The organism is Fodinibius sp. SL11 (assembly GCF_052060035.1).
In the GTDB taxonomy this organism is placed as follows: Bacteria; Bacteroidota; Rhodothermia; order Balneolales; family Balneolaceae; genus Fodinibius.
The window spans coordinates 1-7396 of the sequence record NZ_JBPOEA010000030.1 but is presented as its reverse complement, the minus strand read 5'-3'; the positions used below and the strand labels follow the sequence as shown (position 1 = coordinate 7396).

Annotated in this window: 11 protein-coding genes and 5 tRNA genes; 7 read left to right on the top strand and 9 right to left on the bottom strand. The window is 42.5% G+C overall.

Going from position 1 to position 7396, the window contains the following annotated elements; genetic code table 11:
* The 9 genes from ACQ76V_RS15885 to queA form a co-directional block, all read right to left on the bottom strand.
* Nucleotides 1-77: hypothetical protein (locus ACQ76V_RS15885; protein ID WP_441000376.1), on the bottom strand; the 77-nt coding region annotated here is incomplete at its 3' end.
* A 62-nt stretch (nucleotides 78-139) separates the two neighbouring features.
* Nucleotides 140-211, bottom strand: a tRNA-Thr gene (locus tag ACQ76V_RS15880).
* Between the two features lie 23 nt (nucleotides 212-234).
* Nucleotides 235-307, bottom strand: a tRNA-Gly gene (locus tag ACQ76V_RS15875).
* 6 nt (nucleotides 308-313) lie between these two features.
* Nucleotides 314-396, bottom strand: a tRNA-Tyr gene (locus tag ACQ76V_RS15870).
* Between the two features lie 63 nt (nucleotides 397-459).
* Nucleotides 460-531: transfer RNA gene (locus ACQ76V_RS15865), tRNA-Thr, on the bottom strand.
* A 149-nt stretch (nucleotides 532-680) separates the two neighbouring features.
* A complete protein-coding gene (locus ACQ76V_RS15860) occupies nucleotides 681-1313 on the bottom strand; it encodes a DedA family protein (RefSeq protein ID WP_441001490.1) in 633 nt (210 codons plus the stop codon).
* 2 nt (nucleotides 1314-1315) lie between these two features.
* Nucleotides 1316-1789 (bottom strand): 2-C-methyl-D-erythritol 2,4-cyclodiphosphate synthase, encoded by a 474-nt coding sequence (ispF, locus tag ACQ76V_RS15855; RefSeq protein ID WP_441001489.1) that lies wholly within the window; start codon nucleotides 1787-1789, stop codon nucleotides 1316-1318.
* Between the two features lies 1 nt (nucleotide 1790).
* Complete coding sequence (gene ispD, locus ACQ76V_RS15850; RefSeq protein ID WP_441001488.1) at nucleotides 1791-2480, bottom strand: 2-C-methyl-D-erythritol 4-phosphate cytidylyltransferase; 690 nt, start codon at nucleotides 2478-2480, stop codon at nucleotides 1791-1793.
* A 3-nt stretch (nucleotides 2481-2483) separates the two neighbouring features.
* Nucleotides 2484-3530 carry a tRNA preQ1(34) S-adenosylmethionine ribosyltransferase-isomerase QueA gene (queA, locus tag ACQ76V_RS15845; RefSeq protein ID WP_441001487.1) on the bottom strand — a complete coding sequence of 349 codons (1047 nt, stop codon included), beginning with the start codon at nucleotides 3528-3530 and terminating at the stop codon, nucleotides 2484-2486.
* 112 nt (nucleotides 3531-3642) lie between these two features.
* Here queA and ACQ76V_RS15840 point away from each other — a divergent pair.
* From ACQ76V_RS15840 to ACQ76V_RS15810, 7 genes are all read left to right on the top strand, one after another.
* Nucleotides 3643-3727: transfer RNA gene (locus ACQ76V_RS15840), tRNA-Ser, on the top strand.
* Between the two features lie 188 nt (nucleotides 3728-3915).
* Nucleotides 3916-4452 (top strand): hypothetical protein, encoded by a 537-nt coding sequence (locus ACQ76V_RS15835; RefSeq protein WP_441001486.1) that lies wholly within the window; start codon nucleotides 3916-3918, stop codon nucleotides 4450-4452.
* 19 nt (nucleotides 4453-4471) lie between these two features.
* Nucleotides 4472-4921, top strand: coding sequence for a LytR C-terminal domain-containing protein (locus tag ACQ76V_RS15830; protein ID WP_441001485.1), 450 nt, complete (start codon nucleotides 4472-4474; stop codon nucleotides 4919-4921).
* Between the two features lie 10 nt (nucleotides 4922-4931).
* A complete protein-coding gene (rsfS, locus tag ACQ76V_RS15825; protein ID WP_441001484.1) occupies nucleotides 4932-5345 on the top strand; it encodes a ribosome silencing factor in 414 nt (137 codons plus the stop codon).
* Nucleotides 5346-5424: 79 nt separating this feature from the next.
* Nucleotides 5425-5763, top strand: coding sequence for a hypothetical protein (locus tag ACQ76V_RS15820; protein WP_441001483.1), 339 nt, complete (start codon nucleotides 5425-5427; stop codon nucleotides 5761-5763).
* 6 nt (nucleotides 5764-5769) lie between these two features.
* Nucleotides 5770-6744 carry a 2-hydroxyacid dehydrogenase gene (locus tag ACQ76V_RS15815; RefSeq protein ID WP_441001482.1) on the top strand — a complete coding sequence of 325 codons (975 nt, stop codon included), beginning with the start codon at nucleotides 5770-5772 and terminating at the stop codon, nucleotides 6742-6744.
* Between the two features lie 37 nt (nucleotides 6745-6781).
* The coding region (locus tag ACQ76V_RS15810; protein WP_441001481.1) for a hypothetical protein at nucleotides 6782-7396 on the top strand (615 nt) is incomplete at its 3' end.

The following is a 7396-nucleotide window of genomic DNA, read 5'->3' as shown; positions in this document are numbered from 1 at the left end:
GTCTTCCCGTGGTCTACGTGACCTATCGTTCCTATGTTTACATGTGGCTTGTTTCGCTGAAATGTCTCTTTTGCCATGAGTAAATAAATTTACAGTTAAATGTTCAGAATCACATCAATGCTTGCATCTGCACTTGCTGAGCCGTTAGTCGGAATTGAACCGACGACCCCTTCCTTACCATGGAAGTGCTCTACCCCTGAGCTATAACGGCTTGTGCGTTCCCGCTTAGGGCTGAGCGGGCGACCGGAGTCGAACCGGCAACATTCACCTTGGAAGGGTGACACTCTACCAATTGAGTTACGCCCGCTTAGTGTGGGGGGAGTAGGATTCGAACCTACGAAGGCTCACGCCAACAGATTTACAGTCTGCCCCAGTTGGCCACTTTGGTATCCCCCCGCGTAATCAGTATGTCAAAATTTATTTCGGCCTTAACTTTCAGAAAACTCGATGAACCAAGTGAGCCAGCGACCGGATTCGAACCGATGACCGGCTGTTTACAAGACAGCTGCTCTACCCCTGAGCTACGCTGGCTTATCGAGCCTTTATTCGTCTTTAGGCTGACGTTCCAATGCAACAATCAGCCCTTGGCCGAAAGACTCCAAAACTAAGTACAGTTTTTATTTTTGTCAACATAAAACTACTAATTAAATCTTTTTTCTTAGTGGGATGTATAAATCTTTTCAATTCGGCCTTGGTTTGTTGTAGTAATAGACTATCAGCCTAATTGCTATAAATATGGCAATACCTGTAAAAATTATTCTTCCATAAATTGAAAGATACTTTCCGATGAGTTGCCAATTCTTGTGCACGATCCATCCAAAGCCCAACAAAATACCATTCCATAAAATAGAACTTAAGGTCGAAAAGAAAATAGTACTGCTAATCCGAGTATGGCTTAAACCTGCTGTTAATGAAATAACAGATCGGGTTCCGGCTAAAAAGCGGTTTGCTAAAACCACTCCCATCCCCCATCGCTGCATCCATGAGCGAACCTTATTGACATATTTCAATGGTATGAACCGAAGCAACCAAAATTGTTTTTTCTTCTGCTGAATTAACATTCCCCATCGACTGCCAATCCAGTACATACTCATAAATCCTATAACCGAAGCTACAGTTGTAAGCAGTAAAACCGGAACCAATCCGATTACTGATTCTGCAGCCAAATATCCGCCAAATGCAACTAACACATCGCCAGGAATGGGGGGGACAATATTCTCGAAATACGCCACCAGAAAAAAAACCAGGTAAATACTTGATGGAGGAAGCGTATTAATAAACTGAACCGCTTCCTGAATAAATTGATCAGCCATAACTAACTCTCTATTAACAACACTACAGCTTTTGCTGAAACACCTTCACCATTACCTTCAAACCCCAATCCTTCTGATGTCGTTGCCTTCACAGAAACTTGATCAATATCCACCGATAAATCTTGGGCAATCACTTGCCGCATCTCATCTATATAAGATGCCAATTTCGGTTTTTCAGCTACAATCGTAGCATCAATATTTCCAACGCAAAATCCCTTATCCTTGATAAGTACAAAAACATCTCTCAGCAATACCCTGCTATCAATATTTTTATAATCTTCTGAGGTATCCGGAAAATGTTTCCCCAGATCACCTAAAGCACACGCGCCGAGCAACGCATCAGTAACTGCATGCAACAATACATCAGCATCAGAATGTCCGGACAAGCTTTTCTCAAAAGGGATCTCTATCCCTCCTAAAATAAGTGGACCTCCTTCTTCAAACCGATGTACATCATATCCATATCCGATGCGCATTCTACTCACTCTCTTTGATTAACAATTCTGCCAGCTCTAAATCCAACGGATAAGTAATCTTAAAATTGGATCGATCTCCCTCTACCATTTTCACGGTCTCGTTCAATCGTTCTACCAGAGAAGAATCATCCGTTCCGGTAAAACCATCTTCCATTGCTTTCTGGTATGCCCAAACAAGCAGATCTTTTTGAAAAACCTGTGGTGTTTGCGTCTGCCATAAATATTGTCGGGATGGAGTTTCTTTAATTTCCTGCTGATCATCAATGCGCTTGATCGTATCCTTAGCTGGCACCCCCAGTACGGCCCCACCATATTGCTCAGCTGCATTACAGCAATTTTGGATGTGCTGTAACTTTACAAAGGGACGAACGGCATCATGAACCATTACCAGATCAATCGCCGATACTTTCTGCAAAGCATTATAGATAGATTCCTGCCGTGTTTCTCCGCCAGTTATACAAAGCCCTTGCATCTGTGGCGGGATCACTTCGTCAAGAATATCGCGGCCCCTTCCCAAAAACGATTCCGAGGTCGCTACTACAACTTGTTGCAATCCTTCAAGTGATAAAAAACGGCGAATCGTCTGCTCTAAAATAGTGCAATCTCCCAACTCTATAAACGGCTTGGGGATCTCCTTTTGCATGCGACTGCCGGCCCCCGCAGCTGGAATAATAAGTGTTTTCGTAGTCACAGTTTATAGTATCAGCATTGAGTCGCCAAAGGCAAAGAAGCGGTAATCATTTTCCTGAGCTTCCTCATAGGCTTCCATCAGAAAATCATAACCGGCAAAAGCGGCTCCCAGCATTAACAGGGTTGACTCAGGACGATGGAAGTTGGTAATTACTCCTTCGGTAATTTTAAAATCGTACGGTGGAAAGATGAACTTATCGGTCCACCCTGTGCCGGGCTTAGAAATACCACTTGCCGTAATACTGGTTTCAATAGTCCGAACCGAGGTTGTTCCACATGCTACAACCTTGCGATCATTATCAGCCAGAGCTTCATTAATTTTGGCCGATGTTTCCTCCGAAATATAATAATTTTCAGAATCTGTACGGTGTTTGGTCAAATCCTCCACTTCGCACGGACGGAATGTCCCCCATCCGATATGCATGGTTATAGGCAACATTTCAACGCCTTTATCCTCCAACTTCTCAACCAACTCCTCCGTAAAGTGCATTGCTGCAAAAGGTGCGGCAACCGATCCACGTTCTTTGGCAAAAATGGTTTGATACTGCTCTTTGTCTTCCTCTCGGGCTTCACGCTCAATATATGGAGGCAGTGGCATCTCACCGATATTATCCAAAATGTGATATAACTCCTCGTTTGATCCTTCAAACAGAAAACGGATTGTTCGGCCGCGGGATGTCGTATTATCGATAACCTCGGCCATCAAATTGGGACCGAAATATAATTTATTGCCAATGCGAATTTTCCGTGCAGGCTCTACCAACACATCCCAAAGCATATTTTCCGGCACCAGTTCCCGAAGTAAAAATACTTCAATATCAGCATCCGTTTTCTCTTTTTTGCCCTTTAGCCGCGCGGGAAAAACCTTCGTGTTGTTATAGATTAGAACATCTCCCTCATCCAAATATTTATGAATATCTGCAAATGTTTCGTGCTTAATGGATTGGTCCTCTCGATTTAAAACCATCAATTTGGCAGCGTCTCGAGGCTGTACAGGTTCATCAGGGACATTAAAGTCGTCTGTCTCAAATTTAAAATCGGTAAGTTTCATTATCGAACTATGGGCTTTTATTTGTTTTCCTTAACCGGTATTTTAGTCAGATTCAAAGCGTTCCAAATATACTCTATTTTATTCCGTAGGACAAACGTCAATTATTTGGCATGGAGGTGTGCCAGAGCGGTCGAATGGGGCGGTCTCGAAAACCGTTGAACCTTTAGGTTCCGGGGGTTCGAATCCCTCCACCTCCGCATTGGTAAATCAATTCTCCAACAAAGCAAGCATAAAAAAGTGTTCATATTTAAATAGCTGCAGAGCTTTTAAAGGCATTAACAATTGTCCTTAGCTCTTTATCTTAGATAAAGACTTTTTTATACTTTCTTTATGTGCTAATCGTTATATTAGCTATCAAGTGATTTAAAAATCCGGTATCTGTCTTATGATGAAAAAATCAGCCTTTATATCAACGCTAAGCTTAGTTGTTTTATTTTTAGTGGGGCTAAGCTCGGTATCTCATGCTCAATTGAGATCAGAAGCAAGTAATAGCTCTGAATTAATGGGACCCATTATTAAACAAAATGATCCCAGCCAAGGTGCAAATCTTGGCAACCTGTTTAATATGCAGATGGATCACTCCTATTCCATGATGTTTTCGAGTTTCGGCGGACAGTTTCAAAACATGAATGCTTATACTAATACCATGCGCTTCTTCTTTTCGGAAGATTTAACCGGACGGGTGGACCTTTCACTGCTACACTCACCGTTTGGCAATAGCATGATGTCGCCAAATTCCAGCAATGGGATGGATACCCAGTTTTTGATCCGTAACGCTGAACTTAATTACCAGATTAGTGATCGTAGCAATATTCGCATTCAATTTCAGCAAGTTCCCGGCTATGGATATGGAATGAACCCATGGTCTTCCGGAATGCGACACAATCCTTTTGGATCACCATTCCACGATCGCAACTTTTGAGTTTCGAACACACTAATTAATGACATCAGAGAATAGCGAGAAGAATTCTTTTGCTTTAAACGCGGCTATCGGCTTTTTAAGCCTCTTGCTGGCTCTTCTTATCTTCGGCTTGTTTACACGCATTGTTTACCCTCGTATTGAAAACCAGCGAGCGACGAATAACCCAGAATTAATCGGTAACGTTATACAACTTGAAGTGCTGAATGGTTGCGGCGTGCCGGGCCTTGCCAACGATTTTACGTCCGTATTGCGTAAAAATGGTTTTGATGTAGTAGAAACCGGCAACTTTAAAAATTTTGATATGCAAAATACGGTTGTAATAGCACGTACTTTTGATGCAAAAAATGCAAAACGTGTAGCTAAAGCACTTGGCATCACCGAAGAGCACGTTTTTATAGAAGCCTCAGAAGATTTTTACCTGGATGCCACCGTAGTAATCGGCTCTGATTATAAATCCCTCAAATTATAATTCATATTATATGACAAATACACCTCCTCAAACAGATCAACAATTTAGCAGTTCCAATGACCAGAAAACGGTTGATTCTGATAAGCTGATTGAAGTTATTGGTGAAGCGCTCCTCGACCGTAAGGCTGAAGATATAACCGTGCTGGATGTACATGAATTAACGACTCTGGCTGATAAATTTGTCATTTGTCATGCCAATACGGATGTGCAAATTAAAGCTATTGCCGATAATGTAAACAAAGAAACCAAAGAGAAACTCAACGAAAAAGCTTGGAAAGAAGAAGGTCGTGAAACACGCCGATGGGTTATTCTTGATTATGTGAATGTTGTCGTCCATATTTTTAAAAAAGAACTGCGAGAATATTACGCCCTGGAACGAATGTGGAATGATGCGCCCGTACGAAAAATAGAAGATGATCAGTAACGTGCGATTATTCCTTTACACCATAACCGCTTTTATTTTTGTAATTGGCTGTGCCTCATCATCACAAAAAAGTAATAATATGGAATCCTTCGAAAATCTGGTGACCATTCAGAAACCCGTTGATGAACCGCACAAACCATCTAAGGTTTACATCGATTCTGTAAAAATGATAACGGATAATAGTAAACCGGTACTGTTAATAAGCGGCACGTTTCCCGATGCCTGCACCAAACTCCATAATGTTTCGCACCGCACTTCCAGCGACTCACTTTATGTGAATATTGAAGCTTGGCGAAATCCTAATAAGATGTGTGCCCAGGTACTTACTCCCTTCTCATATATCTATAAAGAAATTAATACCAAAGAACTTAAGGCTCATTCGAAGGCCATTATTAACGGTAGCTCATACAGTTTATAAGATTTTATGTCTAAACGTATTCTTATTACCGAGCCTATTATTCCATCCGTAATTGAACGGCTCGAAAAGCGGTATCAGGTAGATGTGGGTGAACGACGAACCTACAATGAGGAGCAGGCGCTTATTGATGACATTTCTGAGTATGATGCATTGCTGCCCATGCTCTCCAACCCAATCACAGAAAAAGTCATTGCAGCCGGATCAAATCTAAAAATTATTGCCAATCATGCCGTCGGCTACAACAACATCGACCTTGCAGCAGCCCAAAAACACAACGTGGCTGTAGCTAATACCCCGGGTGTACTCACCGATTCCTGCGCAGAATTTACTATCGGGCTTATGCTTGCCGTATCGCGGCGGCTATTTGAGGCGCAGCAATATCTTTTGGATGGTAAATTTAATGACTGGGAACCGCTTGGATTTCTGGGCAAAGAACTTAATGGCAGTACTCTTGGCATCATTGGCATGGGACGTATTGGTACGGGCGTAGCTCGCAGGGCCAAGGCACTGGGAATGGAGATCATCTATCATAACCGCAATCGGGTGTCCGCTAATTTAGAACAAGAACTCAAAGCAACATTCTGTCCGACTGTTCAAGAACTGGTTTCAAAATCGGATACCATAACCCTACACTGCCCACTCACCGATGAAACACATCACCTTATCAATGAGGAAACACTTTCTTTAATGTCAGATGAGGCTATTTTGATTAACACATCGCGCGGGCCTGTAGTTGATGAGGAAGCTCTGGCCCAAGCCCTGCATGATAGGTCCATCGGCGGCGCCGGGCTGGATGTTTTTGAAAATGAACCTGAGCTACATCCCAAGCTTAAAACAGCGCCTAACTGCATACGGACCCCTCATATTGCCAGTGCCAGCTTTCAAACACGCGAAGCCATTGGTATGCTGGCTGCTGATGCGATCATCGGTATTTTAGAAGATCAACCTACGTCCGAAATTCCCAACTTGATTCAGCCTTAATTTCGGTTCATATTCAGTTGTATAAGAACTGAATGATATGGCTATGATGACCTTTTCCTCAAAAAACCAATTTTACCGCTGGCTTAGCTGGACGTTTCTGGGTTTACTGGCCCTCCTTTTAGTTCTTGAGGGATGGCGTTATGGCGTAAAACCATCAGCTTCGACTAATAAAGAAGTTATCGAAAGCAGCCTCAACAGAGCTGCTTATTACTTCTTGCAGAAACAAAAACAACTGTTATCTGATTCACAAGATCTCGCAAATACCCTGCAATCGCCGCTACTCCAAAACCGATCCGATCAATATCTTTACAACACCCTAAATCAGATACCTGACCTTTGGAGTGCCGCATTATACCATGACAATGAACCCCTGATCTGGAAGGGATTTGCGCTACAAAATACGACACAGGCAGATAACCGAGACCCATCTGCTCCTGATCTGATGATCAAGAGACATAACAATGTAATTTACTGGGAATGCCATGTCCCGTTCAGTGTCCAAGACAGTTCAGGCACAATCAACTACGACCTATTTACTTCCTATCGTATCCAACAAAACAATCCTCTTTCTATTGGAGGAGATACCGAATTTAGCCTGTTCAATTCAGATGATTTCTCCACGTCGTATCCTGTTGAATTCAGTATTTTCAGC